General features: G+C 60.1%; 23 protein-coding genes. 7 read left to right on the top strand and 16 right to left on the bottom strand.

What is annotated here, in order from left to right; translation table 11 throughout:
- Positions 1-14 precede the first annotated feature (14 nt).
- Positions 15-683, bottom strand: a complete 669-nt coding sequence (locus AC3IUF_RS26575) for a YjfI family protein (protein ID WP_007917215.1) — start codon at positions 681-683, stop codon at positions 15-17.
- A gap of 145 nt (positions 684-828) precedes the next feature.
- Positions 829-1,383 (bottom strand): cysteine hydrolase family protein, encoded by a 555-nt coding sequence (locus AC3IUF_RS26570; protein ID WP_489279736.1) that lies wholly within the window; start codon positions 1,381-1,383, stop codon positions 829-831.
- Positions 1,384-1,484: 101 nt separating this feature from the next.
- Between AC3IUF_RS26570 and AC3IUF_RS26565 the strand changes: the two genes are divergently transcribed.
- The 3 genes from AC3IUF_RS26565 to AC3IUF_RS26555 all read left to right on the top strand — a co-directional run bounded on the left by AC3IUF_RS26565 (position 1,485) and on the right by AC3IUF_RS26555 (position 4,625).
- Positions 1,485-2,486, top strand: a complete 1,002-nt coding sequence (locus AC3IUF_RS26565) for a GlxA family transcriptional regulator (protein ID WP_414895105.1) — start codon at positions 1,485-1,487, stop codon at positions 2,484-2,486.
- Positions 2,487-2,767: 281 nt separating this feature from the next.
- Positions 2,768-3,877 carry a DUF3182 family protein gene (locus AC3IUF_RS26560; protein ID WP_489279735.1) on the top strand — a complete coding sequence of 370 codons (1,110 nt, stop codon included), beginning with the start codon at positions 2,768-2,770 and terminating at the stop codon, positions 3,875-3,877.
- Positions 3,867-4,625 (top strand): alpha/beta hydrolase family protein, encoded by a 759-nt coding sequence (locus AC3IUF_RS26555; protein ID WP_007917206.1) that lies wholly within the window; start codon positions 3,867-3,869, stop codon positions 4,623-4,625. The genes AC3IUF_RS26560 and AC3IUF_RS26555 overlap by 11 nt, the downstream gene beginning before the upstream one ends.
- Before the next feature lie 115 nt (positions 4,626-4,740).
- Here the strand turns inward: AC3IUF_RS26555 and AC3IUF_RS26550 are convergent, their stop codons facing one another.
- The 5 genes from AC3IUF_RS26550 to AC3IUF_RS26530 form a co-directional block, all read right to left on the bottom strand.
- Positions 4,741-5,727: a lysylphosphatidylglycerol synthase domain-containing protein gene (locus AC3IUF_RS26550; protein ID WP_489279733.1), complete on the bottom strand. Its 987-nt coding sequence runs from the start codon at positions 5,725-5,727 to the stop codon at positions 4,741-4,743.
- Positions 5,724-6,998 carry a cardiolipin synthase ClsB gene (clsB, locus tag AC3IUF_RS26545; RefSeq protein WP_489279731.1) on the bottom strand — a complete coding sequence of 425 codons (1,275 nt, stop codon included), beginning with the start codon at positions 6,996-6,998 and terminating at the stop codon, positions 5,724-5,726. Before clsB ends, AC3IUF_RS26550 begins: the two co-directional genes overlap by 4 nt.
- Positions 6,995-7,792, bottom strand: a complete 798-nt coding sequence (locus tag AC3IUF_RS26540) for an endonuclease/exonuclease/phosphatase family protein (protein ID WP_007917196.1) — start codon at positions 7,790-7,792, stop codon at positions 6,995-6,997. The genes clsB and AC3IUF_RS26540 overlap by 4 nt, the downstream gene beginning before the upstream one ends.
- A complete protein-coding gene (locus tag AC3IUF_RS26535; protein WP_095113990.1) occupies positions 7,789-8,715 on the bottom strand; it encodes a DUF72 domain-containing protein in 927 nt (308 codons plus the stop codon). Before AC3IUF_RS26535 ends, AC3IUF_RS26540 begins: the two co-directional genes overlap by 4 nt.
- A 257-nt stretch (positions 8,716-8,972) precedes the next feature.
- Positions 8,973-10,156, bottom strand: a protein-coding gene (locus AC3IUF_RS26530) for an IS3 family transposase (protein WP_463543596.1) whose coding sequence is annotated in 2 segments (ribosomal slippage) — positions 8,973-9,892 and positions 9,892-10,156 — 1,185 coding nt in all. Because the reading frame shifts where the segments join, the coding sequence is not laid out codon by codon here.
- 220 nt (positions 10,157-10,376) lie between these two features.
- Here AC3IUF_RS26530 and AC3IUF_RS26525 point away from each other — a divergent pair.
- On the top strand, positions 10,377-12,470 hold the full coding sequence (locus AC3IUF_RS26525) for a mechanosensitive ion channel family protein (RefSeq protein ID WP_489279730.1): 2,094 nt from the start codon (positions 10,377-10,379) through the stop codon (positions 12,468-12,470).
- A 142-nt stretch (positions 12,471-12,612) separates the two neighbouring features.
- Here the strand turns inward: AC3IUF_RS26525 and AC3IUF_RS26520 are convergent, their stop codons facing one another.
- Positions 12,613-16,899: a DEAD/DEAH box helicase gene (locus AC3IUF_RS26520; RefSeq protein WP_489279729.1), complete on the bottom strand. Its 4,287-nt coding sequence runs from the start codon at positions 16,897-16,899 to the stop codon at positions 12,613-12,615.
- Positions 16,900-17,222: 323 nt separating this feature from the next.
- Here AC3IUF_RS26520 and AC3IUF_RS26515 point away from each other — a divergent pair, with 323 nt between their 5' ends.
- Together AC3IUF_RS26515 and AC3IUF_RS26510 are read left to right on the top strand one after the other, a co-directional pair.
- Positions 17,223-18,107 carry a sugar nucleotide-binding protein gene (locus AC3IUF_RS26515; protein WP_095113992.1) on the top strand — a complete coding sequence of 295 codons (885 nt, stop codon included), beginning with the start codon at positions 17,223-17,225 and terminating at the stop codon, positions 18,105-18,107.
- Positions 18,100-19,032, top strand: a complete 933-nt coding sequence (locus AC3IUF_RS26510; protein WP_489279728.1) for an NAD-dependent epimerase/dehydratase family protein — start codon at positions 18,100-18,102, stop codon at positions 19,030-19,032. The genes AC3IUF_RS26515 and AC3IUF_RS26510 overlap by 8 nt, the downstream gene beginning before the upstream one ends.
- Positions 19,033-19,398: 366 nt before the next feature.
- On the opposite strand, the gene AC3IUF_RS26505 is transcribed toward AC3IUF_RS26510, so the two are convergent.
- The 5 genes from AC3IUF_RS26505 to AC3IUF_RS26485 form a co-directional block, all read right to left on the bottom strand.
- Positions 19,399-20,097, bottom strand: a complete 699-nt coding sequence (locus AC3IUF_RS26505; RefSeq protein ID WP_007910962.1) for an OmpW/AlkL family protein — start codon at positions 20,095-20,097, stop codon at positions 19,399-19,401.
- Between the two features lie 248 nt (positions 20,098-20,345).
- Positions 20,346-20,864 carry a DUF3299 domain-containing protein gene (locus AC3IUF_RS26500; protein WP_038362169.1) on the bottom strand — a complete coding sequence of 173 codons (519 nt, stop codon included), beginning with the start codon at positions 20,862-20,864 and terminating at the stop codon, positions 20,346-20,348.
- An 11-nt stretch (positions 20,865-20,875) separates the two neighbouring features.
- On the bottom strand, positions 20,876-22,141 hold the full coding sequence (locus tag AC3IUF_RS26495; protein WP_095122172.1) for an ABC transporter permease: 1,266 nt from the start codon (positions 22,139-22,141) through the stop codon (positions 20,876-20,878).
- A gap of 1 nt (position 22,142) precedes the next feature.
- Positions 22,143-22,853, bottom strand: coding sequence for an ABC transporter ATP-binding protein (locus tag AC3IUF_RS26490; RefSeq protein ID WP_016984101.1), 711 nt, complete (start codon positions 22,851-22,853; stop codon positions 22,143-22,145).
- Between the two features lie 139 nt (positions 22,854-22,992).
- A complete protein-coding gene (locus AC3IUF_RS26485) occupies positions 22,993-23,592 on the bottom strand; it encodes a DUF2796 domain-containing protein (protein ID WP_007910957.1) in 600 nt (199 codons plus the stop codon).
- 135 nt (positions 23,593-23,727) lie between these two features.
- Here AC3IUF_RS26485 and AC3IUF_RS26480 point away from each other — a divergent pair, with 135 nt between their 5' ends.
- A complete protein-coding gene (locus AC3IUF_RS26480; protein WP_095113996.1) occupies positions 23,728-24,087 on the top strand; it encodes a hypothetical protein in 360 nt (119 codons plus the stop codon).
- Positions 24,088-24,175: 88 nt separating this feature from the next.
- Here AC3IUF_RS26480 and trxA read toward each other — a convergent pair whose 3' ends face one another.
- The 3 genes from trxA to AC3IUF_RS26465 form a co-directional block, all read right to left on the bottom strand.
- Complete coding sequence (trxA, locus tag AC3IUF_RS26475) at positions 24,176-25,048, bottom strand: thioredoxin (protein ID WP_463543746.1); 873 nt, start codon at positions 25,046-25,048, stop codon at positions 24,176-24,178.
- 198 nt (positions 25,049-25,246) lie between these two features.
- The gene (locus tag AC3IUF_RS26470; protein WP_447787294.1) at positions 25,247-25,900 is read right to left on the bottom strand and encodes a class I SAM-dependent methyltransferase; all 654 of its coding nucleotides are present in this window, start codon (positions 25,898-25,900) and stop codon (positions 25,247-25,249) included.
- The gene (locus AC3IUF_RS26465) at positions 25,897-26,361 is read right to left on the bottom strand and encodes a YbaY family lipoprotein (protein WP_123375935.1); all 465 of its coding nucleotides are present in this window, start codon (positions 26,359-26,361) and stop codon (positions 25,897-25,899) included. Before AC3IUF_RS26465 ends, AC3IUF_RS26470 begins: the two co-directional genes overlap by 4 nt.
- Positions 26,362-26,363 lie beyond the last annotated feature (2 nt).

Here is a 26,363-nt window from a genome sequence, read left to right as displayed (position 1 = left end):
ATATTCCCTGTTGATTACTTGAAGAAGTGTTCGAAGGCTTCGCTCGCGCGCTGCACGTTGTCGACCAGAGTTTTCACCTCGGTGACGACGTTGGTCAGGCTCGAGTCGGCGCTGAGGGCGCCAAACATGTTGTAAACGGTCTGCCCGTTCGGCATCGACTCGATACCGATCGACGACAGCGGGAACATTTCCCGGCTGCGCAACACGGCATCGTTGAAGGCGTGCACGTCGCTGATCGAATCGATGTCCACCAGCACGGTGTCGACGATGATCTGCTGGCCGGCCAGAGCGATGTGAATCGGCAGACCGCCGAATTCGTTCATTTCCAGCTTGATGCTGGGTTCGGAGCTCTGGATCAGCGACAGCGTGATCTCTTGCGAAGCCACCTCGTCCAGTGCCTTGAGGGCGTTGAAGAGGCTATCGATGGTCCAGTTGTTGCCTGCGCTCATGTAATTCTCCGACATGAAAGAGCCAGCCAGAATCGGTTGGCGTAGCTGTTGCTCCATTTGCTTGAGCAAGCTTCGGTTTTCGGGAAGCACCCAAGTTTCGTGTTTCACATAACCGGCAGCGGCCAGGCCTGCGCGCATCTGCTTCATATAGAAGCTCGACGGTTTTTTCGCCGACGGTTTCGCGCGCTCTCCCTTGGGACTCTCTGACTTCGCGGTGGGGGAACGGCTTTTCATGGCAGTGGCTCGGTTATGGACATCTCACGCGTGAGCCACACTACAACCAATTCAAAGTGCCATCAATGGCTCACGCGTGAGATTTTTATGACAGACGAAAAAAGGCCCGCTGCAGCGCGGGCCCGGATTTCTTGCAGGATATTACTCAGCGCGTGGCGGCGAGGAATTCGTCAGTGGATACCACGCTGGCGTAGGCAAAACCCAGCGCTGACATGAACGCGGCGTGGACGTGGGCGGCCGGCACCGTCAGGCCATTGAACTCCAGGTCGCGGCTGGCGCAGGCGTCGTGAATCACCGAGACGGCGTAACCCAGATCCGCCGCCGCACGGGTGATGCCGTCAACGCACATGTGGCTCATGCTGCCGACCACCACCAGTTCCTTGATGCCTTGTTGGTCGAGGATCGCTTGCAGTTCGGTTTCGCGGAACGAGTTGACGAAGTGCTTTAGCACCACCGGTTCATCGGCACGGTTGAGTACCTTTGGATGCAGCTTGGCGCCCTCGGAGCCCGGGGTGAAAAACGGCGCGTCCGCTGAGGTGAATTCGTGGCGAATGTGTACCACCGAATCGCCGGCCTCGCGGAACGCGGCTATCAGCAGGGCGGCGTTGTCGGCGGCGGCATCAGCACCGGCCAGCGGCCACTTGCCTTGGGGGAAGTAGTCGTTCTGGATATCGACTACGATGAGCGCTTGCTTGGCCATGGGGGTGTCCTCGATGTATTGGCTGGAAGTGGCTTCAGTATTGGCCCTGGTCAGCGCTTCGAGGATTGGCCGCACCGACAATAGACAGGGGAAAACTGACAATGGGCGCAGAAAGGGCCGCCGTCGCTGAATTGGGCGTGCTGATCTATCCCGGCGCGCAGATGGCGGCGGTGCATGGATTGACCGATCTGTTTACGGTGGCCAACCGGATTGCCGCCGAACATCAGGCTGCGCAACTGCCGGTACTGCGCGTGAGTCATTGGCAGGTCGAAGGTGATCAGTCGCCAACGCGGATTTACGCCAGCCATCCAGGGCACGACAGCGCTTTGCTGGCGGTGCTGATTCCGCCATCGATCGGCGGTTTTTCGGCGGCGCAAATGCCGGTCGGTCTGACGCAATGGTTGCGTGATCAGCATGCCCGCGGTGCGACGCTTGGCGGAGTTTGCGTAGGCTCGCTGCTGCTCGCCGAAAGCGGCTTGCTCGACGGCCGTAGCGCCACCACTCACTGGACCTCTGCCAAGGCTTTCGCCGAGTGTTACCCGAAAATCAAGCTCAAGGCTGATACGCCGATTGTCGATGACGGCGACCTGATCACCACGGCCGGATTGATGGCTTGGTCGGAACTCGGATTACGCCTGGTCGACAGGTTGCTCGGACCGAGCATCGCCACCAGCACCGCGCGCTTTCTGGTGGTGGAACACAGTGACAGCGCCAGTGAATGCGGCAGCAATTTCGCGCCGATTCTCGGTCATGGCGATGCGGCGATTCTCAAGGTTCAACATTGGCTGCAAAGCACCGGTGCGACGGATGTTTCCCTGGCGGCGATGGCGGAGCGGGCGGGGTTGGAAGAGCGCACATTTCTACGGCGGTTCCGCGCTGCGAGCGGGTTGAAACCGACCGAGTACTGCCAGCATTTGCGGGTGGGCAAGGCACGGGAAATGCTCGAGTTCAGCAATGGCACGATCGATCACATTGCCTGGACAGTTGGGTATCAGGATCCGGGGGCGTTTCGCGCGATATTCAAGAAGATTACCGGACTGGCGCCAAGTGATTACCGGGCGCGGTTTGGTGTGACCCCAAACCCTAAACCGGCGAACACCTAATGTGGGAGCGAGCCTGCTCGCGAAAGCGGTGGGGGCTGTAATTTTGATGTCGACTGACACGACGCCTTCGCGAGCAGGCTAGCTCCCACATTGAACTCCACAGGACTATAGATCGTGCAAATTGCCGGGGTTTTGCGCGCGGTCGTGCAGATTGAAACAGGCGTGGTGCCAGCACGATTCTGGCAAGTTTCTGATTGGCCTAGAATTTTCGGAGATCGGTCATTGGCCTGATCTCTGCACCTCTCACCGCTACAGTCATCGAACCGATGGAAGGGGGACGCATGACCTCGACACCCCGCAGGAAAATCGTCGTCGCCCACTCGGTGCGTCCCGACGCGCCACAACATGAAGTACAGACCAACAAAGCGCTGGCCCGCTGGCTGGCGCAGATTCTCGGGTGCAAGTTCGGCGGCAGCTATGACGCTGAAAAACACCAGGGTCGTGATCTGTATTTACTGCCGACGCAAACCATTGTCGGCCCGGCCAGCGCTCACGCACTCGGTATCAAGGGACCGGAGGATCTGTGGGGCGGGTTCGTCGAGCACGACTTCATCTGCACCAAAGCCATCAGCCACGGCCTGCGCAGTCATCTGGCGCACGCGCCGCAAGGCTGGTCGCCATTGTTTTCCGAGCGCGTGCGTAACGTGGTCCTTGATGGCCTCAGCGTTTTTGCGCTGGAAGACGCGCGGCCCGCTGCCGAGCACTTACTGTACAACGGCCCGATCCGCTTGAAGCCGGTTCACGCCTGCGCCGGTCGTGGCCAGGAAGTGATCAAGAGCCTTGATGCCTTCGACGACATTCTTGCCCGCCCTGACATTGAAAAACAGTTCAGTGAGGGTGTGGTGCTGGAACAGGACTTGAGCGACGTGGTCACCCACAGCGTCGGCCAGTCATTCATCGGCGATAAGGTGCTGAGTTACTGCGGTGATCAATACTTGACCAAGGATGCCCACGGCGAAGAGGTCTACGGCGGCTCGAATCTGCTGGTGGTGCAGGGTGATTATGACGAACTGCTGAAGTTGAACCTGTCCGACGATGTGCGTCTGGCCATTGAGCAGGCGCAGGTTTTCGACGCTGCCGCCGATGAGGCTTACCCACGCTTCTACGCCTCGCGACGCAATTACGACATTGCCCAGGGCCTGGACAGCAACGGTAAATCCCGCAGCGGCGTGCTCGAACAATCCTGGCGCATGGGCGGCGCCAGCAGTGCTGAAGTCGCGGCGTTGCAAAGCTTCGTCAACGATCCGGGGATGCGTGCGATTCGCGTGTCATCGGTGGAAACCTATATCGATCAGCCGCTGCCGGCGGACGCCATCGAGGTCTATCGCGGCCCGGCTGAGAACAGCGAATTTCTCCTCAAATACGTAACGGTCAAATCCTATGACGGCTAGAAGCGAAAGCATTCAAATCGACATTGATGATGAACAGATGAGCGGGACCTTTCTCAGTCCCAAATCGAAAGTGCCGGGGGTGTTGTTTGTACATGGTTGGGGCGGTAGTCAGGAGCGCGACCTTGAGCGCGCCAAAGGCATTGCCGGTCTAGGTTGTGTGTGCCTGACCTTCGACTTGCGCGGGCATACCGGCGGCACCGGGATTCCGCTGACCCGCGTTACCCGCGAAGATAACCTGCGTGATTTGCTCGCGGCCTATGACCGCTTGCTCGCGCATCCAGCACTCGATACCTCGGCGATCGCCGTGGTCGGCACCAGTTATGGCGGTTACCTGGCGGCGATCCTCACCTCGCTGCGCCCGGTGCGCTGGCTGGCGTTGCGCGTTCCGGCGCTGTATCGCGACGAGCAATGGCATACGCCCAAGCGTGAGCTGGACAAGGCCGATTTGCGTGATTACCGCAGCACGCTGGTGCGCGCGGACACCAATCGGGCGCTGCATGCGTGTTCGCAATTCACCGGGGATGTGTTGCTGGTGGAGTCGGAAACCGATGACTACGTGCCCCACGCGGCGATCATGAGTTACCGCGCGGCGTGCCAGCAGACGCATTCGTTGACGCACCGGATTATCGACGGCGCCGATCATGCGTTGAGCGAGCCGGTGTCGCAGCAGGCTTACACCTCGATTCTGGTGGACTGGATTACCGAGATGGTTGTGGGCGAGCGGTTGAGCATTATTCAATCAGCATGATTTTTTAGTGTTCTTTCGAACGCTATCGCGAGCAGGCTCACTCCTACATTTTGGAATGCGTTCACTTGTAGGAGTGAGCCTGCTCACGATAGCGATTTCGAATTCAAAAACTAACTCAAGAGGGGCTTTTCTCGATCCGAAGCGCCTTGGCCTTGGCCTCAACCACCAGATACATCACCACCGTGATCAACAACGGCAACAGAAAATAAATCGCCCGATACGCCAGCAATCCCGCCACCAGACTGCCGCGTGAAGCCTCGTGTTGCAGCAACGCCACAAACACCGCCTCCAGCACCCCAAGGCCCGCCGGAATATGCGTAATGACCCCGGCAATCGCGCTGATCAATAACACGCCCAGCACCAACGGATAATCCAGTTTGCTCGGCAGCAAGGTGAAGATCACCGCCGCCATCAGCGACCAGTTCAACGCGCCCAGCAGTAGTTGCAAGACCGCCATGCGCAATGACGGCAGGTTGATTTCCACGCCGCGGATCGACCACTCGCGGCGTTTGGAAAACTGACAAGCGGCCAGATAGCCGACGCTGATCAACAGCAGCAGAACGCCGATGCCTTGCAGCGCACTGCTGCTGATTTTCCAGCCCGGTGGCATTGTCACCAATCCACTGCTGAACACCACGCCGGCAATGGTCATGTAGCCAAACCAATTGGTCGCCAGGCTCAAACCGAGGATCTTGGCGATGTTGCTTTTGCTCACGCCAAGACGCGAATACAGCCGATAACGCATGGCGATGCCGCCCACCCACGCGCTCAGATTCAAGTTGAACGCATAGCTGATGATCCCCACCGGCAGAATCTGTTTCCAGGTCAGGTCCTGACGAATGTAAGTGCGGCCGATCAGGTCAAAACTGGCGTAGGTGAGAAAGCTCAGCAAAGTCACGCCAGCGGCGATGATCAACGTGCGCACCTTGAAGTCGGCCAGGGTTTGCAGGACTTCGGCCCATTCGATGCGCGTGGCGAACATCGTCAGCAAGACAATCAGCGCGAGGAAAAACATCAGGGTCAACGGGCGCTTCCAGCGACTCCATTTCGAATGGGTGGCTGGCGCCGCATGGCCGCTCGGGTGCGCTTCGGAGTGGCTCATGGCGTGTTCCCTCGAAATGGCTTGAGCCGTGGTTTATGTGCTGGCAACCATCCGGCCATCGCCGGGAAATGCCGCAGAAAGTGGAACACCAGAAACCCTACGGTCATGTGCCAGATGCGTCCGCGCGGGGACTTGCTGGCGTCCATGGCTTTGCAGTGGTTCTGGCTGAGGTCGTCGAGGCGTTCGAACAAATGCTGATTGAAAGCGCGGTCGCGGATCAGCACATTGGCTTCCAGATTCAGCGACAGGCTCAGCGGGTCGAGATTGCTCGAGCCGACCGTGCTCCATTCTTCGTCGACCAGCGCCACTTTGCCGTGCAGCGGGCGCTGGCAATATTCGTGGATTTGCACGCCGGCCTTGAGCAAGTAGTCGTAGGTCATGCGCGCCGCCAGTTTGGCCACCAGCATGTCCGGTTGACCCTGCAGAATCAGGCGCACCTCGACCCCGCGACGTGCCGCGTTGCGGATTTCCCGCAGCAAACGGTAACCGGGGAAGAAGTAGGCGTTGGCGATCACCACGCGGCGCTTGGCCCGGCGCAGTACCTGCAAATACACATCTTCGATATCGGAGTGGTGCTGGTCGTTGTCGCGGAATACCAGGCGCACCTGACCGTCGTGGTCATCGAAAGCCATCTCCGCGCGACGTTGACGCCGACGTTGCCACCAGAACCGCGCACGGCCCGGCCGACCACTTTGCAGCAGGGCGAAATGATGGATGTCGGCGACCGCCGGGCCCTGAATTTCCACCGAATAATCCTGCTTGGCTTCGGGGCCGAAATCGGCCAGGTGATCGCCGGAAAAGTTGATCCCGCCAATAAACGCGATCAGGCCGTCGACCACCACAATCTTGCGGTGCAAACGCCGGAACCAGTTGGTGCGAATGCCCAGGCGTTTCGGTGCCGGATCGAAGATTTGCAGATGCACGCCGGCCTCGCTCAGCGCGGTCAGATAACCGGTGCTCAACTCGCCGCAACCAAAGCCGTCGAGGCTGACCGTGGTGCGCACGCCACGCCGGGCAGCGTCGATCAGAATCTCCTGTAACTCGGCACCGACCTTGTCTTCGAAAACGATAAAGGTCTCGAGGAGGATTTCACTCTTCGCCGCGCGCATCGCTTCGAACACACGGGGGAAATACTCCTCGCCGTTTTCCAGTAATTGCACATGGTTGTTGCCCTGCCAGCTGTACTCGACATCAACATGGCCGGGCTCACGGATCGGCGGGTTGATGGCGATCGGTTCCACGGCGGATTTCTCCAGCGGCGCGCTGCTCATAGTTCGATCTCCACCGATAACGGGACATGGTCGGAAAGGTGCGACCAGGGACGGTTGGCCAGGACCTTCGGTTGGCTGGCCTTGAGGTTGCGTACGTAAATACGATCGAGCCGCAGCGCCGGCAAACGTGCCGGAAAACTGCGCGCCGGTTTGCCCTGGTGCTCGGCGAATACTTCGCGCAAGCCGCAGGGTTTGAGTTGTGCATCGGCGCGCTGGCGCCAGTCGTTGAAGTCGCCGGCAACGATCACTGGCGCGTCGTTGGGCAACTCCGCCAGGCGTTGCATGAGCAAATCCAGTTGCGCGTTGCGATGACTTTCGCGCAGGCCCAGATGCACGCAGATCGCATGCACTTCGGTGCCATCACCGGGCAGGCGCAACACGCAATGCAGCAGGCCACGGTTTTCGTGGCCGCTGATCGACACGTCGAGATTGTCGTGGCGGATGATCTGGAATTTCGACAGCAGCGCATTGCCGTGATCGCCCTCCGGGTACACCGCATTGCGCCCGTAGGCGAACTGCGGCCACAGGCTGTCGGCGAGAAACTCGTACTGCGGCATTGTCGGCCAGTTGCTGTAGCGCTTGGGATGATGCTCGTGGGTGCCATGGACTTCCTGCAGAAACACCACATCGGCCGCGACGCTGCGCACCGCTTCGCGCAGTTCCGGCAGGATGAAGCGCCGATTCAGTGCGGTAAAACCCTTGTGGGTATTGACCGTCAGTACGGTGAACGTCCGCACGGACGGCGCAACCACCGAGCCCTCATCGGTGAAGCCAACCGGCTCTGGAATACTCATGCCAACACTCCTTCGCCAGCGGGTTCGCCGGGGGTGGTGGCGAGGTCCTTGTCCAGCTCGAAACGATGCAACAGATCGCGCGCGTCATACGGTGCGCGGACTTTGATGTCGTTGTCGAAATAGCAGAACACTTCACGGGATTTGCGCGCGCGCGGCTTCAAGCGTGGCGCGATCAGGTGCGCGTCTTTTGGTTGCTCACCGTGGTGCCAGGCGTCGATGCGTTCGGCCCAGCGCTTGAGGGCTGGTGCGGTGTAGCCGCTGGCGTAGAGTTCTTCGGCGCCGTGCAGGCGCAGGTAGACAAAGTCGCTGGTCAGGTCTTCGCGGTACGGCCATTTGTTCGCGGTGTCAGCGATCACCAGCGCGGTGTTGTGGCGCTTCAACAAGCGTACGAACTCGGGGTCGATGAAGCTCTCGTTGCGGATTTCCACAGCGTGGCGCAGTGGTTTTTTACGCCAGGCTTTCATGCTGGCGTGGCCGTGCAGGTGAGCGTCGTGTTGATGGGCGAGGGTGGCGGCAGCTTCGGTGTCGTGGGGCAATAGTGCGAGGAAATGTTCAAAGCGCTCAGGCTCGAATTTGAAGTTCGGCGGAAACTGCCAAAGGATCGGTCCGAGTTTTTCCTTGAGTTCCAGCACCCCGGAGGCGAAGAAATTGGCCAACGGTTTTTCGATCTCGCGCAAGCGGCGGATGTGGGTGATGAAACGCGGCGCCTTGACGCTGAAGACGAAGTCGTCGGGCGTTTCGGCGTACCACTGCGCATAGCGCTCCGGCCGTTGCAGGGCGTAGAACGATCCATTGATTTCGATGCTGTTGAGCGCCCGCGAAGCGAACTGCAATTCGCGTTTCTGCGCCAGTCCCTTGGGGTAGAAGTCCCCGCGCCACGGTTCGTAGCGCCAGCCGGAAATACCGATGTGAATCGTTGCCATGCCACCCTCCCGTCGAAAGTCCTCGTGTTGCCGGTATCTTTTGATGACTGCGCGCGGTTCGGGAAAGTTTCGATGGCATTACGGACGGTCACACGTCTTTAAGGCAAAGATCAAAAGCGCTCCCCCTCACCCCAACCCTCTCCCCCAGAGGGGGCGAGGGGGAAGGGAGCAGATCTTCAGGGTTTTCAGGGTTTGAGTTCGAAAAACAAGGGGGAAGGGAGCTGGTTTTTATGGTTTTCAGGGTCTGAGTGCAGTGGTCAACTAATTCCGGACACCTCGATAGGTGGTTTTGACGCCATCGCTCGCTCATAAACGGTCGGTGGCAGATATCCCAGTTTCGAGTGCAGCCGTTCGTTGTTGTAAAACCCAACGATGTATTCGGTGATGTCGCGGATCGCTTCAGCGTGGTTCGCGTAGTCACGTCGCCATACCCGCTCCATTTTCAAACTCAAAAAGAAGCGCTCCATCACTGCGTTGTCCCAGCAATTACCTTTACGGCTCATGCTCTGCTGCATGTCGTTTCTTGCCAGTAATTCTCTGTAAGCTGCACTCGCATATTGGCTACCCCGATCTGAGTGGGCAATCAAGCCTGGTGGCGGTTGACGTTGCGCGATAGCCAGTTGCATCGCAGTGCACACCAGCTCTGCCGGCATGTTCGGAGCCATCGACCAGCCCACTATCTTGCGTGAAAACAAGTCCAATACCACGGCCAGATACAACCAGCCACTGCGGGTGCGGATATAGGTGATGTCGGCTACCCAAGCCTTGTTTGGCGCCACTTGGTCAAAATTTCTGCTCAGTACATTCTCTGCAATCGGCAGGTCATGATTACTATCGGTTGTGTGTACAAACTTGCGCTTCCAGGCTGAACGCAGTCCGTTAGCCCGCATCAATCGACGGATTTTATACAGCCCGACAAGCATGCCTTTACCGCGCAAAGCGTCGCGCAAAGGGCGGCTGCCGTAGCAGCCTCCACTCTCGGCGAAAGACGCCTTGAGTTGCACAAGAACAGGACAACTCTGCCGAACAGGCGCATCAGCACGCTTCTGAGACTCATAGAAGCCTGAACGACTGATGCTCAGCAACCGACAGACATGTGCCACTGAGTAAGCCTTCTGTTGCAGCTGCCGAACCAGTCGATACCTTACTTCAGCTCGCGGGCAAAGAAGGCGGTAGCCTTTTTTAAGATGTCGTTGTCCACCTTGAGCTGACGATTTTCCTGTTCCAATTGCCGGATGCGCTGTTGCTCTGCCGTTAATGGCTTGCCGATTCCGGCCTGCCCCAGTTGCTCTGCCTCGTATTGCTGAACCCAGCGTCGAACGGCTGTCTCACCAATGTTCAGATCCTGGCAAACCTGTACAACGGTGAGTCCCTGATCCTTGATCATCTTCACGACTTGCAGCTTGAAGCTGTCGTCGAATGCCCTGCGTTTTTTAGTCATGAATAACTCCTCGATAGATGTATTTTCCACCTATCGGGGTGTCCGGGGAAATTAGACCACTGCAGAGTTCGACTCCGGACTTTCAGATCGGTGCAGCCGGATCAGGCAACTCGGTCAGTTCCCTCTCCCTCTGGGAGAGGGCTAGGGTGAGGGGGCTCTTGAACTTGCCACACAAAACTTGATCAGTTCCTTACAGGTTCAGCCAAGGGAGATCGGAGTTTTGGGCAAGTTCAGGATCGCTATTCTGCTGGGAGCACTGTTGTTTCTCGGCGCCAGTGAAATCGACGCCGCCGCATTGCCGGGCGTCCCGGCCGCCACCGAAGAAGTGGCCAAACCTGAACCGATTGTGCAGGGCGGGCTGCTCGGTGCGATCAGTTCGAGCATCGATGATGTACAAGACAAACTCGATCTCAACGAACACCTGGTCGATGCCTGGCGCCTGCGCGCTGATCGCGCCGCCGATGAAGTGGACAAACTGGTCAACCAGCCGTCGAATCGCTCGGGCTGGAGCGTCGCCGGGGATTTCCTCTCTTTGTCCGGCACTTGGCTCGGCAGTTTCGCGCTGCTCACCGTGCTCGGCAGCCTGTTGACCAAACGCCTGCGCGAGGGTCGCTGGTTGCGCACCCGTCAGCGTAGTCAGGATCTGATTGGTTACTTGCTGCCTTACACCATTCCAGCGCTGATCTGCCTGCCGCTGACCCTCTACGTCAGCCATTTTCTGCAAGCCTCGGTGGGACGCGCGCTGGCGCTGTGTCTGGCCTACGCCACCAGCAGCGGCATCTTTTCCACCTCGATGTTGTTGTGTGTGGTGGTGATGTTCAACGTCGGCCACAAACGCCCGGCGGCGCGGATCATCCGTAATTACTGCCCGCGACCGCTGTTCCTGATCGGCTTTCTCGCCGCCCTCAGCGATGCGCTGACCAGCCCGCAGATCGCCCGCCAACTGGGCGGCAATATCACCAGCAGCGTCGCGGTATTTACCGGCCTGATCGCCTCGGTGATTTTCGGTCTGCTGGTGATTCGCCTGCGTCGCCCGGTGGCGCATCTGATCCGCAATCGTTCGCTGAGCCAGCGCTTGAAACAACCCTCGTTGCAGGAGTCGCTGCGGATCTTTTCCGGGCTGTGGTACTGGCCGATCGTGCTGATGGTGCTGGTCTCGGCGGTCAATCTGATCGGTATCGGCGAGGACAATCAGAAAGCCCTGCGCTGCGCGCTGTTCACCACGGTTTTGTTAATCGGCACGGTATTCCTCAGCACGATCCTGCAGCACTTGTTCAAGTCACGAAAGGCCGAAGCGATCCAGCGCAGCAGCGCCTACAAGGAACGTTTTCTCAGTCTGCTTCACGCGTTGCTGCGGATCGTCATCGCCATTGCCTTCATCGATATTCTCGGACGGATCTGGGGCGTGTCGTTGCTCGATTTTGCCCAGAGCAGCACGGTCGGAAGAGCAATCAGCAACGCGTTAAGCAGCATTGGTTTGATCTTCCTGGTGACGTGGTTGTTGTGGGTGGTACTCGACACGGCGATCCAGGAAGCGCTGAAGCCGCCGCTCAGCAAACGCGCGGCGCGCCAGCCGAGTACGCGGGTAAAAACCATTTTGCCGCTGCTGCGCAACGCGATCAAAATCATCCTCGTGGTGATCTGTGCGATCACCACCATGGCCAATCTGGGGATCAACGTCGCGCCATTGCTGGCCGGTGCCGGGGTGGTCGGTCTGGCCATCGGTTTCGGCTCGCAGCAACTGGTGCAGGACGTGATCACCGGGCTGTTCATCATCATCGAAGACACCCTGTCGATTGGCGATTGGGTGGTGCTCGATTCCGGGCACGCCGGTACAGTCGAAGGGCTGACCATTCGCACGCTGCGCCTGCGTGACGGTAAAGGTTTTGTGCACTCGGTGCCGTTCGGCCAGATCAAGGCAGTGACCAACCAATCGCGGCAGTTTGCGTTTGCGTTTTTCTCGGTGCAGTTCACCTATGACACGGATGTGGATAAAGCCATCGAGCTGATTCGAGAAACCGGTGATTCGATCCGCGAAGACCCGTTCCTCAAGTACAACCTGCAAGGGCCGCTGGATGTGTTTGGCGTGGACAGGATGGATTTGAACGGCGTGGTGCTGACGGCGCAGTTCCGCACGGTGTCCGGTGGGCAGTATGCGGTGAGCCGGGCATTCAACCAGCGTTTGAAGAAGCTTGTGGATAACACCGCGACCGTGCATTTCGCGCAGACTTATCCACAGCAGGTTTTGCTGCCAAAGCGGCAACAGGAGGGGACTGTGGTGGCGAGCGAGGTGCCGCAGGAGTCGCGGACTTAACCGGTGGATTTTTTGGTGTTGATACTGACCTCATCGCTGGCAAGCCAGCTCCCACAGGGTTTTGGGTGATGCTGGAATAGAAGGCATACCACAAATCACTGTGGGAGCTGGCTTGCCAGCGATGAGGCCAGAACAGTCACCCTCAATGCCGGATCAGCTTGCTGCGCACCTGCTCCATATCAATCTGATCCAGCTCCAGCCAGAATTGTTGCTTGCCGGCAATCTCCGCCGCTACTGGCAAACCATCCCGATACACCAGCCGATTACTCACCAGCGCCGGCACTTTCACCCCCGGCAATAACGTCCCGGCCAGATTCAGCGGATCAACCCCACACACCGCTACCAGACTGCCGTCATGCGGCCGCCGCCGGACTTCGCGCAATAACGGAATCGCCTCAGGCAAGGCAAACTGTTCCCCCGCCAAACCACTGACAAACCGCCCGCCACGAATCTCGCCCCGCGCTTCCAGCCGATGAAACGTACGCAGCAATTCTCGCCAACTCGGCAACCAGTCCGCCTCGCGCTCCAGCAAGCGCCAGAACACCACGCCATAGCGCCGCAACAAGGTCATCGCGACGTGCTCCAGCGTCTCGCTGTTATCCACAGCCGCGCCACGCCGCAACAACGCCCAGCGCCCGGCATCGTCCATCCCACCGATAAACGCCCCGCGCCCACGCCTACTGCTGCGCTGCTGGCGCTTGCTTGCCGGGGTGATCAACGCGCGCAGGCCGGCGAAGCTGTCGGCGTTCACCAGGCCGGCGCCGACCAGCTCCTGCAAGGCGATCTCCAGCTCGGTGCGCAGCAGGTGCGCTTCATGAATCAGCTCATCGAAAAACAGCGCACCGTGCTGACTCAAAGCTTCAAATACCTTCTGGGTTTTCGGCGAGAGTTCGCTCACTGGGGTCTGTTCGGCCAACGCGCTCCACAAACCGACCTGACTGCGTGGCAGCAACACGATCGGCGTGCTGCGCAATGCCGTGCCACTGACTTTTTGCCGGGCACTGAGGCGCATCCACACCAGTTTGCCGTTGCGGCACAGGTCATCCAGCCAGCTCGGTGAATAGTCCCTGAGACGGGCCGGGAGAAGGTCGCTGTCCCACGCCGAAGCCGCCGCCGCGTAACCTTCGAACTGGCCGACAATCGCAGGCAATACGGCGCTTCCCTGACCGCGAATCGCGGGCGAAAGATGCTGCCAGTCGAACAGAAAGCGCATGAAATCCTGCAACGCCACCGGCTCGATTTCCCGGCGCAGGCGTTTGACCGTGTAGCGATGAATGCGCGCGAGCAGATGCCGTTCGCACCATTCTTCAACGTTGACCTTGGGCGTGAACTGACCGCGCAGCACATAACCTTCGCGTTCCAGTTGCGCGAGGGTTTGATGGACTTGAGCGGTCGGCAGCGCGAGCGGTTCGGCAATCGCGGGTAACGGCAGCGGTCCGAAGGCACCGAGGCGTGCGCGGATCACCTCGACCAGTGCTGCATCGAACGTCCAGATTTCAGCGAATCCCGGCAACGCCTCCAGCTCGGGTTGCAGAATCGCCTGTGGATAAAGCGTTTGCAGGCAGGTCAGGCGCTCGCGCGCGAGCCATAAACAATGCTCGGAGTCGATCTGCAAACGGCAGGCGCGCCCGCTGCGGGCCAGGGTTTCCAGCCATGCGCGCCAGCCTTCGTTCGCTTGCACTTCCTCATCGCTGATGCACGCCAGGCTCATCAGCGCCTCATGCATTTCGTCCACAGCGTTCGGCGTCGGCCAGGCTTCTTCACGCACGGCGGCAATCGCGTCCGCATCCAGTGCACCGAGATCATCGGTCGATTGCGGATCGCTCCAGCGCCGGTTGATCACCGCCTGAGTACGGCGTTCTTCCAGCGGTGCGTCGTCGAGAAAGGTGTACGGCCGCGCACTGAGAATTTCAGCGGCGAGCGGCGAGGGCGCCGGCAGGTCGCGGCTGATCAAACTCACCTCGCCACGCTCCATGCGCCGCAGCAGATTGAGCCAGCCTTCGCTGTCCATCGCCTCATGCAGGCAATCGTCCAGTGTCTGCTCGATCAACGGATGCTCGGGAATTTCGCGTTCACCGGCGAGGTTTTCCAGGCAGGCAATCTGATCGGGAAACACGCTGGCAATCAGGTCTTCGCTTTTCATCCGCTGCAACTGCGGCGCAACTTTGCGCCCGCCGGTGAAACGCGGCAGCGCCAGCGCCACCCCGGCGTTCCAGCGCCAACGCACGCCGAACAGCGGCGCATCAAGCACCGCTTGAATGAGGATGTGCTCGGCGCTGTTGCTGTGCAGGTAACGCCAGATATCGTCGAGTTCAAAGCTGTGGCTGGTGGACAGCGACAGCACGATGGCGTCCTCGCTGGCGGCAGCCTGCAATTCGAAGTTGAAGGTGCGACAGAAACGCTTGCGCAGGGCCAGGCCCCAGGCGCGGTTGATGCGGCTGCCGAACGGTGAATGGATGATCAGTTGGGTGCCGCCGGACTCGTCGAAAAACCGCTCCATCAGCAGCGTGTCCTGCGAAGGCAGGGCGCCGAGGGTTTGCCGGGCGCGAGCGAGGTATTCGACCAGTTGTTCGGCGCTGGCGCGGTTGAGGCCGAGGGTCTGCGTCAGCCAGTCGAGCGCCGGTTGCAGATCGCCGGGGCTGGCACCGAGTAGCTCGTCGAGTTGTGCTTGCAGACGTGCGACAGCGGATGACAATTCATCGCTGCGCCCCGGCGCTTCGCCGAGCCAGAATGGAATGGTCGGCGGCTGGCCGTGGGCATCTTCGACACGCACCTTGCCGGTTTCCACGCGCAGGATCCGGTAGGAGGTATTGCCAAGCTGGAACACATCGCCGGCGATGCTTTCCACGGCGAAGTCTTCGTTGACGCTGCCGATGTTCAGGCCTTGCGGTTCGAGCATGACGCTGTAGTCGGCGTTATCGGGAATGGTGCCGCCGCTGGTCACGGCGGTCAGTTGTGAACCGCGACGGCCACGCAAGGTGCGACTGACGGCGTCGCGGTGCAGGTACGCGCTGCGAATGCCTTGGCGACCGTTGTAGCCTTCGGCGAGCATGCTCAGCAGGGCCTGATAATGTTTTTCGTCGAGGTCGCGATAAGGCGAGGCTTGGCGGAACATCGCCAGTAAGGCGTCCTCCGGCCATTCCTGACAACTGACTTCGGCAATGATCTGCTGCGCCAGCACATCCAGCGGCGCTTCGGGGATGTGCAGGGTATCGAGCTCGCCACGGCGCACGCAGTCGAGCAGGGCGGCGCATTCGATCAGGTCGTCGCGGGTGGTGGCGAACAATCGGCCCTTGGGTGTGCCGCCCACCTGGTGCCCGGAACGGCCAACCCTTTGCAGAAACCCGGCGATGGAGCGCGGCGAAGCAATCTGGCAGACCAGATCGACTTCACCGATATCGATGCCCAGTTCCAGCGAGGCGGTAGCGATCAATACCTGCAGTTCGCCGCGCTTGAGGCGTTGTTCGGCGTCGAGGCGAAACTCCTTGGCCAGACTGCCGTGATGCGCGGCCACCGCGTGCTTGCCGAGGCGTTCGCTGAGGTGCCGGCTCAGGCGCTCGGCGAGGCGCCGGGTGTTGACGAAAATCAGCGTGGTGCGGTGCTCGCGAGCGAGTTCAGCGAGGCGGTCGTAGACCAATTCCCAGACATCGTTGGCCATGACTGCCGATAGCGGCACTGGCGGCACTTCGATGCCCAGATCCCGTGGCCGGGCGTGGCCTATGTCGATGATTTCGCAGGGGCGCTCATGGCCGACAAGAAATTGCGCCACGGCTTCGACCGGTTTCTGCGTAGCGGACAGACCGATGCGGGTCAGCGGTTCGGCGCACAACGCCTGCAGGCGTTCAAGACTGAGGGCCAGATGACTGCCGCGTTTGCCAGCGGCCATCGCGTGGATTTCATCGATGATCACTGTCCGTGTGGTGCCGAGCATTTTCCGTCCGGATTCGGATCCGAGCAGCACGTAGAGTGATTCCGGCGTGGTCACCAGAATGTGCGGCGCCGATTTGCGCATGGCCGCACGTTCTTTCTGCGGGGTGTCACCGGTGCGCACGGCGGTGGTGATTTGCAGCTCGGGCAGACTCATCTGCCGCAGTTGTCCGGTGATCCCTGCCAGCGGGTTTTGCAGGTTGATGCGAATGTCGTTGGACAGCGCCTTCAGTGGCGAGACGTAGACCACCAGCGTTTCGTCGGGTAGACCGTCGGGATTGTCCAGGTCTCGGTGGACGAGGTCGTCGAGCACGGCGAGAAACGCGGTGAGGGTTTTGCCGGAGCCAGTGGGCGCGGCGATCAGCGTCGAACGGCGCTGGCGGATCAACGGCCATGCGCGCGCCTGGGCGGCGGTGACCGTCGGGAACGTGTTGCTGAACCAGGCGCTGACGGCGGGGTGAAAGCCTGCCAGGGCCGCGTCCGTGGGGATGGGCAGATTCATGGCTTAAGTTATGCGGGCGCGGGTGGGAAGATGCAAGTACCGCTGGGATCTTCAGCGTCTGGTAGGGCCTCTTCGCTGGCAAGCCAGCTCCCACACGGATTGATGTCGTTCACAGAATTTGTAATCAGCGCTGGACCCTGTGGGAGCTGGCTTGCCAGCGATGGTGCCAGTTGCCACGACACAAATCCCGGCGATCTACACTTTACGGATGACGGTTGCGCACTAAACCCGCAAAATGCAACGATTCCGGTAATTATCGACGACGGTTCCACGAGATCCGTCGCTAAAGCCATCGTTCCAATCAGACTGGGCCTGCTGACTCTATGCGAATGCGCCTTATGTTACTGGGCGGCGGAAATGCCCTTGGGCAGGCGCTGATTCGCCTCGGTGCAGAGGAAGACATCGGTTTCCTCGCCCCCCGCCCGCCCGAAAACGGCTGGGATGCCGCGAGCCTGACCCAACTGCTCGACGACACCCGTCCCGATGCGTTGATCAACCTCGCCTACTATTTCGACTGGTTCCAGGCCGAGGCCGTCAGCGAAAGCCGCATGGCCGGGCAGGAACGTGCGATCGAGCGTCTGGCCGAACTGTGCCAGCACCACAACATCGTCCTCGTCCAGCCTTCCAGTTATCGGGTGTTCGATGGTTCGCGTGCCACGGCGTACAGCGAAAAAGACGAACCGGTGCCGCTGGGTCTGCGCGGTCAGGCATTGTGGCGCATCGAACAAAGCGTTCGCGCCACGTGCCCGCAACATGTACTGCTGCGCTTCGGCTGGCTGCTTGATGACAGCCCGGACGGCACCCTCGGGCGTTTCCTCGCTCGTGCCGAGCAGCCAGAAGAATTGCTCCTGGCCGATGACCGCCGTGGCAATCCGACCCCGGTCGACGATGCCGCGCGCGTGATCATTTCGGTGCTCAAGCAACTCGATTGCGCCGCGCCGCTGTGGGGCACTTACCATTACGCAGGCCACGAGGCGACCACGCCGCTGGCGCTGGGCCAGGCGATTCTGACCGAAGCGCGCAGCCTGCACGCTCTGGCCATCGAAGCGCCGACCGCCCAGGCTCACGCCGCGCGGCCGGACGCTAGCGAAGAGCCGCAACACGCCGTGCTGGCCTGCAAAAAAATTCTGCACACTTTCGGGATCAAGCCGCGCGCCTGGCGTGCCGCACTCCCGGGCTTACTGGATAGGTTCTACCGTCATGGCTGAAGGGACTGTTTTAATCACCGGCGGAGCCGGTTTCATTGGCTCGCACCTGACCGATGCCTTGCTTGCTCAAGGCCATTCGGTGCGCATCCTCGACGATTTGTCGACGGGCAAGCGCAGCAACCTGCCGCTGGACAATCCAAAGGTCGAGCTGATTGTCGGTGATGTCGCCGATGCGGCGCTGGTGGCCAAGGCCATGCAGGGCTGCAGCGCGGTCGCTCACCTGGCGGCGGTGGCGTCGGTGCAGGCGTCGGTGGATGACCCGGTGAAGACACACCAGAGCAATTTCATTGGCACGCTGAATGTCTGCGAAGCCATGCGTCTGGCCGGGGTCAAACGTGTGCTGTACGCCTCCAGTGCAGCGGTGTACGGCAACAATGGCGAGGGCGCGTCGATCGATGAAGACACGCCCAAGGCTCCATTGACGCCTTATGCCTCGGACAAACTGGCGGGCGAGCATTATTTCGATTTCTATCGCCGCCAGCATGGCCTGGAACCGGTGATCTTCCGTTTCTTCAATATCTTCGGCCCGCGTCAGGATCCGTCCTCGCCGTATTCCGGGGTGATCAGCATTTTCAGCGAACGTGCGCAGAAAGGTTTGCCGATTACCGTGTTCGGTGATGGTGAGCAGACGCGCGATTTTCTTTATGTCGAAGACCTGGTCGATCTGCTGGTGCAGGCAATCGAAAAGCCTGAGGTCGAAGTCGGTGCGGTGAACGTCGGCTGGAATCAGTCGATGAGTCTCAAGCAGATGCTTCAGGCGCTTGAATCGGTAGTCGGTGAGCTGCCGCCGATCAGCTATGGCCCGGCGCGTTCCGGTGATATCCGGCATTCGCGGGCGAACAACGCTCGTCTGCTGGAACGCTTCAAGCTGCCACAGCAGACGCCGATGAGTGTGGGTTTGGCGCGGTTGCTTGGTCGCTCCTGAAAAGAGCCCCTCACCCTAGCCCTCTCCCAGAGGGAGAGGGGACTGACCGTAGCGTTTGTGAGAAATGCGCCGACGTGAGATACCGGGTTGAGCTCAGATTTTGAAGAGCACACAAATCGGCTCCCTTTCCCCCTCTCCCTGAGGGAGAGGGCTGGGGTGAGGGGGATGATCCAACTCACGCTACACTTTACGGCAGACATGAAAAAGGCGCCCTTTGACAGGCGCCTTTTTCACGGCCGGAATATGTCGCTACTCCTGTGGCAAGGGGATGTTATCCCCCGATCAACTGCGTACGGTCGCCGTCAGTTCTATGCCTGCTCACCACCAAGCCTCATCCACCACCACGTGAACGTTCGATAACTCGACTTAGAACTTATAGCCCAAACCAACCATGTAGATGAACGGATCGACATCGACGTTTACCCGTGCGCGCGTGCCTGGGGCAACGGCGTTGTTCTCGACGGTGGCGCGGGTGTCGATGTCGATGTAACGCACTTGGGCGTTGAGCATGATGTTGTCGGTCAGCATGTAGTCGGCACCGACCTGCCAGGCCAGACCCCAGGAGTTTTTCGCCTTGAAGTTGCTGAAACCGTTGGCACTCGCTTCGCTGCCGACGTGTTCGTCATAGATCCAGGTGTAGTTGATACCGCCACCGACATACGGCTGGAACGGCGACTTCGAGTCCAGCGGGTAGTACACAACGCTGAGGGTTGGCGGCAGGTGTTTCAGGGTGCCGAGCTTGCCATTGGCCGCTGGCAGGGCAGTGCCCTTGAGCTTGACGTCATGCTCGAACGGCGTCGCCGCGAGCAATTCGAGGCCGACGTGGTCGGTGAGCATGTAGGCGAAGTTCAGACCCAGTTGTGTGTCGCTGCTCATGGTCGCCTTGCCGCCCAGATTGGTGCCGCTCAACGGACCCTGATCGACTTTGACGCTGGAGCTGTCGGCCTTCGGGTTGACGGTGATCGCACCGGCGCGGATGAGGATGTCACCAGCTTCGTGGGCGTGGGCGAGCGGGGCTGCGAGCGCAAGGGCAAACAGCGAGGCGCTGAGCAAGGACTTGTTCATGGGGGCTCCAAAAGGACGTTAAAAGTTTCTGATGTCCTATGGTACGAAGCCAACTGATACGGTCTTTTGACTCAGCTCAATGAAACAGTGAAGGGGCAGATTTCTGTGGAGCCTTGAGGGCCCCATCGCTGGCAAGCCAGCTCCCACAGGTTCCGTTGGTGTTCACAAAATATGTGAACGACTCGATCCCCGTGGGAGCTGGCTTGCCAGCGATGGGGCCCTTACAAACAGCATAAAATTATCGGGATTCACTCCGGCAGCTCATACACATAAATCTTGTCGGCATCCATCTGATACCCGGCATCCGCCAGTTCGCTGCTCGACGCCTTGACCTGCAACGGTCCCTCGACCCAATACGGCTGATACAGCTCATCGAGCTTCACGCCCAACTCGCTTTTCACATGCACAATCTGGTTCGACGGCGGTGGCGGCACGTGGATGCAGGCGCCGAAATACGGCACCAGCAAAAAGTCTGTGGTGCGCCCCTCTTCATTGACTTCCAGCGGCACGATGTAGCCCGGCAAACGAATGTTCTGCCCGTCGAGCGACTTCACCACCGGCGCGTCCGGCATGTCCTGTTTCGCTGCTGGCGCGGACTCGGCAGACAACGCATCGCCCATCTTCGACAGGTCATGCAACGGCGTCATGTTCGGTACTTCCGGCGCGGCGTCCGGCGGAATCATTTCCGACCACGTCAGGTCTTTCGGCGCTGCTGCCCACACGGGCAGGGCGATCAGCAACAGCAGCGCGAGTGCAGCGCGGGGCATGGTGAACATCCTCATAAACGGATCGACAGGCCATCGGCCAGAGATTGGCGATAAGCGCGCCAGGCCGGCACGCTGCCCATTAGCAGCGCGGCCGCCAGAATGCCACCGAGCAGCGTCCATTCATACTCGCTCGGCCACGCCAGCGGCAGGTACAAACCGTAATTGGCCTGTACATAACCCTGCGCAGCGGCGATACCGATGTACAACAACGCAACGCCGGCAATCACCCCGGTCAGCGCCAGGGCAAACGCCTCTAGCACCAGCAGACTCGCGATATGCCACGGCCGCGCCCCGACCGAACGCAGAATCGCCATCTCGCGGCGACGCTCGTTGAGGCTGGTGAGAATCGCTGTGAGCATGCCGATCAACCCGGTCAACACCACAAACAACGAGACCACGAACAGCGCTTTTTCAGCGGTACTCATCAGGCTCCACAACTCTTGCAACGCCACGCCCGGCAGAATCGCCAGCATCGGTTCGCCACGGAATTCATTGATCTCGCGTTGCAGCGCAAACGTGGAAATCTTGCTGTTGAGACCGAGCATAAACGCGGTGATCGCTTGCGGCGTCAAGTCCATGTTGCGTGCCTGATCGGCGCTGATTCGGCCGTTACCTCGCGCCGGTACGCCGTTATGCCAGTCGATGTGAATCGCCTCCATGCCGCCGAGGCTGATGTGCAACGTGCGATCGACCGGGGTGCCGGTGCGCTTGAGAATGCCGACCACGGTGAACGGTTTGTCGTCGTGCTTGACCAGACTGATCGCGGCCACGCCGTGGGCCAGCACCAGTTTGTCACCGAGCTTGTAATGCAGCGCATCTGCGACCTCGGCACCCAGCACCACTTCAAACGGATCCGTTGCAAACGCGCGGCCGTCGGCCAGTGCCAGGTGTTGCTGGCGACCGTACTGGTAATGCTCGAAATAGGCTTCGGTGGTGCCCATCACGCGATAACCGCGATGGGAGTCGCCGAGGGACATCGGAATCGCCCACTTCACTTTCGGGTTACTGGCGAAGTGTTCGAAGCTGTCCCAGCGGATGTTGTTGGTGGCGTTGCCGATACGGAACACCGAGTACAGCAGCAGATTTACCGAGCCGGAGCGTGCGCCGACGATCAGGTCGGTGCCACTGATGGTGCTGGCAAAACTGGCTTTGGCTTCGGTGCGCACTCGTTCAACGGCAAGCAGCAAACAGACCGACAGAGCGATCGCAAATGCGGTGAGCAGAGCAGTAAAGCGGCGGTTGGCCAGGCTGGCCATGGCCAGACGAAACAGATACATCTCAGACCTCGGCAGACGTGGCGGCGCGATTGAGTTCGGCCAGGGACAGGTGACGGTCGAACAGTGGCGCCAGGCTCTGGTCATGGCTGACGAACAGCAGACTGGAACCGGCCTCGCGGCATTCGGCGAACAGCAGGCGGATGAAGTTTTCCCGGGCGTCGTAATCCAGCGCCGAGGTCGGTTCGTCGGCGATCACCAATTCAGGCTGGCCGATCAATGCGCGTGCGGCAGCGACCCGTTGTTGCTGGCCGATCGACAGCGAGTCGGCGCGGCGGCTGAGGATGCTTTCATCTTTCAATCCCAAGTGGGCGAGCAGGGTAGCGGCGGCTTGATCGACGCTGCCGTGGCGCTGTTTCGCTCGTTGCGCACGCAGTTTCGAGAAGTGGCACGGCAGCTCAACGTTCTCGCGCACCGAGAGAAACGGTAGCAAGTTGAACTGCTGGAAAATGTAGCCGGTGTGATCGACACGGAAGGTATCGCGAGCGCCGGCGGAGAGTTCGGTGAGTTCCTGGCCGAGCAGACGAATGCTGCCGCGACCGGGTTTCTGCACGCCACCGAGCAGGCCGAGCAGGGTGGTCTTGCCGCTGCCGCTGGGGCCTTTGAGGAACAGGGTTTCACCAGCTTCCAGACGAAACGCCGGGATGTCCAGCAGCGGCGGGTGACCGGGCCAGTTGAAGCCCAGGTCGGACAGTTCGATGAGTGCTTGGGTCATGGCACCAGTTTCATTAGGTGAACACATTTCCCCCTGTAGGAGCTGCCGAAGGCTGCGATCTTTTGATCTTGGTTTTTTACAATCAAAAGATCGCAGCCTCGTTTCACTCGACAGCTCCTACAGGGGATTTACGGTGTGATCAGAATTTCAGCGCGGCAGCCTTGGCCGTCACTTCGGTACCTTGCTGGCCGCTGGCGCTGATCAGTTGTACCTGAATTTTCTGCGTCGCCGGGAAGGTCTTGAAGACGTTCGCCAGATCGAGGGTCTTCAGCGCGCCCGGTGTGGCGCAGTTGAACTGATAGTGCGCGTGGATTTCGCTGTGGTCGTGGTGATGCTCGTGACCGTCCTTGTCCGCTTCATCGTCGTCATGATCATCGGCATCCGGCTTGTCGCCGAACAACGGGCTTTCCAGTTCCTGACTGACCACTTTGCAACCGGCAGCGGCGGGCAGGCTGAACAGGGCCAGCGGTTTTTCCAGTTGCGCGCGGGCGGCAGCGACTTTGGCCTTGTCGGCATCGCTGGTGGCGACGTGTTCGAAACCGACGAGGTTCATCGCCGGGCTTTCCAGCTCAAGCTCCAGGGTTTGACCATCGAGCGCCGCGTTCAATCGACCGACGCCGTGTTCATGCGCGCCGAGGCTGCCGTGTTCATGGTCGTGATCGTGGTCATGCTCATCGGCAGCATGGGCGATGGCCAGCGGCAACAGGGCAAACGGCAAAGCGAGCAGCAGACGACGCATGGCGGTCTCCGGGAAGTAAAGTGAAGAGTTTGTTATGTAATCTTATAACGAAAGTGCGCAGAGTTTGCCCGTGCGCTTGGCGTTGCACAAGTCCCGTGGGAGCATGCAGGTCAGAAAAGTGCAGGAGCGAACTCAATGTTGCGGATACGCGGAACCGTCGGCGAAGTGCCGGTCGACTTGACGGTGGAATTGGATGACGGCGATTGGGCGAAGCTCGGTTCAGCGCTGAATGGGCAGGCGCCGGTCGCTCAATCTGAGGCGGTCGCATCAGCCCCGGCGGCGAAACCGCTGAATCAGGACGATGCCTTGTGGCAGGTCGCCAAGGACCTGTTGCGCAAGGCCGGGCAACTGAGCGGGCCGGATCTGCTCGATCAGCTGGAAGGGCTGACCGGCAGCGCGGCAGCGGGCAAGCGCTTGCTGGTGCGTTTGCGCCATAGCTCGGACGTGAAAGTGGTGAGCGGCGGGGATACACCGCTCTACAGCTGGATCGAGTGAGTTGCAAAAGATCGCAGCCTGCGGCAGCTCCTACAAGGGTGTACACGATCCCAATGTAGGAGCTGCCGCAGGCTGCGATCTTTTGATCTTAATAAAGCGCAGCAAACATCTTGCGGCGGTACACCGTCACCAGCGGATGATCATTGCCCAGCAACTCGAACACCTGCAGCAAGGTTTTGTGCGGCAGACCTTCGCCATAGTTGCGGTTGCGGATGAACAGCTTCAGTAGTGCATCCAGCGCCGCTTCGTACTGCTGACGCGCCAGTTGCTGAATCGCCAGTTGATACACCGCTTCATCGTCCTGCGGATCTTTCGCCAGGCGCGCTTTCAGGTCGGCGGCATCCGGCAGATCACGCGCCAGGCCAAGGAATTTGATCTGCGCCTTGGCGCCGGCCAGTGCGGCTTTGTGCTCATCACTCTTGACCGCATCCAGCACGGTTTGCGCTTCGTCCAGCTCGCCGCGTTCAGTCAGGCAGCGCGCGTAGAGGATTAGCGCCTTGGCGTTAGTGTTGTCTTCGGTGAGCATCACCACCAGCGCCGCTTCGGCGTCGGCGTAACGACCGTCATCGAACAATGCCTGAGCCTGCTCGAACGGATCGGCCGCGGCCGGTGGCGGCATTTGCACGTGCGGCTCAAGCAAGGCACGCACGGCGGATTCCGGTTGCGCACCGGCAAAACCGTCGACCGGTTGACCGTCCTTGAACAGCACCACGGTTGGCAGGCTGCGAATACCGAAGCGGGCGACGATGTCCTGCTCGATATCGCAGTTGACCTTGGCCAGCAGCAACTCGCCCTGATAGCTCTCGGCAATGCTTTGCAGCATCGGCATCAGCGCCTTGCACGGCGCACACCATTCGGCCCAGAAATCCACCAGCACCGGTTTGTTGAAGGAAGCCTCGATCACCGACTGGTCGAAATCGGCCGTCGTGGCGTCGAAGATGTATGGCGTTTGCTCGCTCATGGGGGATCTCGTCAAAGCGTGGATGGGGCAACTATACGGCTTGGCGGGGTGTGGCCGGAAGCGGGGCAGATTTGAGAGGTGTATCGCTAGGCAGGACGCCATCGCTGGCAAGCCAGCTCCCACAGGGTTCTGTGTCGTATACGAAATGTTGGTTCGACTCGGTCACTGTGGGAGCTGGCTTGCCAGCGATGCTTTTGGCTAGCGCCGCGCGTGGTACAGGCTGACATGCCGAAATTCCTCAGGCTCCGCCAGATCCGGCAAGGTCAACGCCTCAAGCATTTCAATGCGTTCATACAACGGATGGCGAAAATCCCGAACCCGCGAATCCGCCACCAACGCCTCTCGCCCACGGCTCAAAAACGCATCGAGCAACGGCAGATTCGCCCGGTCATACAACACATCCGCCACCAGAATCAGATCAAACCGATCGGCTTCGGCAAAAAAATCCGTCGAATAACTCATCTGCACATCATTCAGCTCGGCATTCGCCCGGCAGGCGGAAATCGCCAGCGGATCGAGATCGCACGCCACCACCTCCAGAGCCCCGGCTTTCACCGCCGCAATCCCGGCAATCCCGGAACCTGCGCCGAAATCCAGCACGCGTTTTCCGCGTACCCACTCGGGAAACTCTGCAAGATAACGCGCCACCGCCAGACCGCTGGCCCAGCAGAAACCCCAATACGGTGGCTCGTGCAGAATTCGCTGAATTTCTTCCTGACTGAATTCGCGATCCATGTTGTCGCCATCGATCAGCCACAACTGCAAATCAGTGTCGGGCAAGGCACAGACCTTGAGTCTGGCGTCGCCGAGCAATTCACCCAGCGCCTGTTGCAGGTCGAGCGGTGCATTCATGGTGCTTTGACAAATTGCAGTTGGCCCAACGCCTGAGTGGTTGGCTGGCTGATGGTTTGCGACGGCAAATGCAGGATCAGCTGGCCGGACTGGCTGGCGCGGCCACGCAGCTCGACCCGCGCACCGGCCGGAAAAGCATCCGGGTTGAAGCGCAGGCGGAATGGCAGGATCTGGTTGTTGCCGATCAGGCTGGAACTGGCGAGCAATTGTTGCGGGCGATCCTTTTCGTCGATCACCAGCAGCGCCAATTCTACTTCGGCACCGGCCGGCACGCCTTGCAGGGTGCCGCTCAGTTCGCGTTGATAGGCCGGCAGCGGACCGAGGTCGGCGGCTTCCTTGGCTTTTTTCTGTGCCTGTTGCGGCGCAGGGCCCGGCGTTGGCGGCTGAGGCTTGGGTGCATCGCTGCCACAGGCCACCAGCAGGCTGAAAAGACTGAGCAAAACGAGCGGACGTAACGGCATTG

Source organism: Pseudomonas sp. KH_040 (assembly GCF_057839305.1).
Note: the sequence above shows the minus strand (reverse complement) of the source record. Positions and strands in the feature narration are given on the sequence as shown.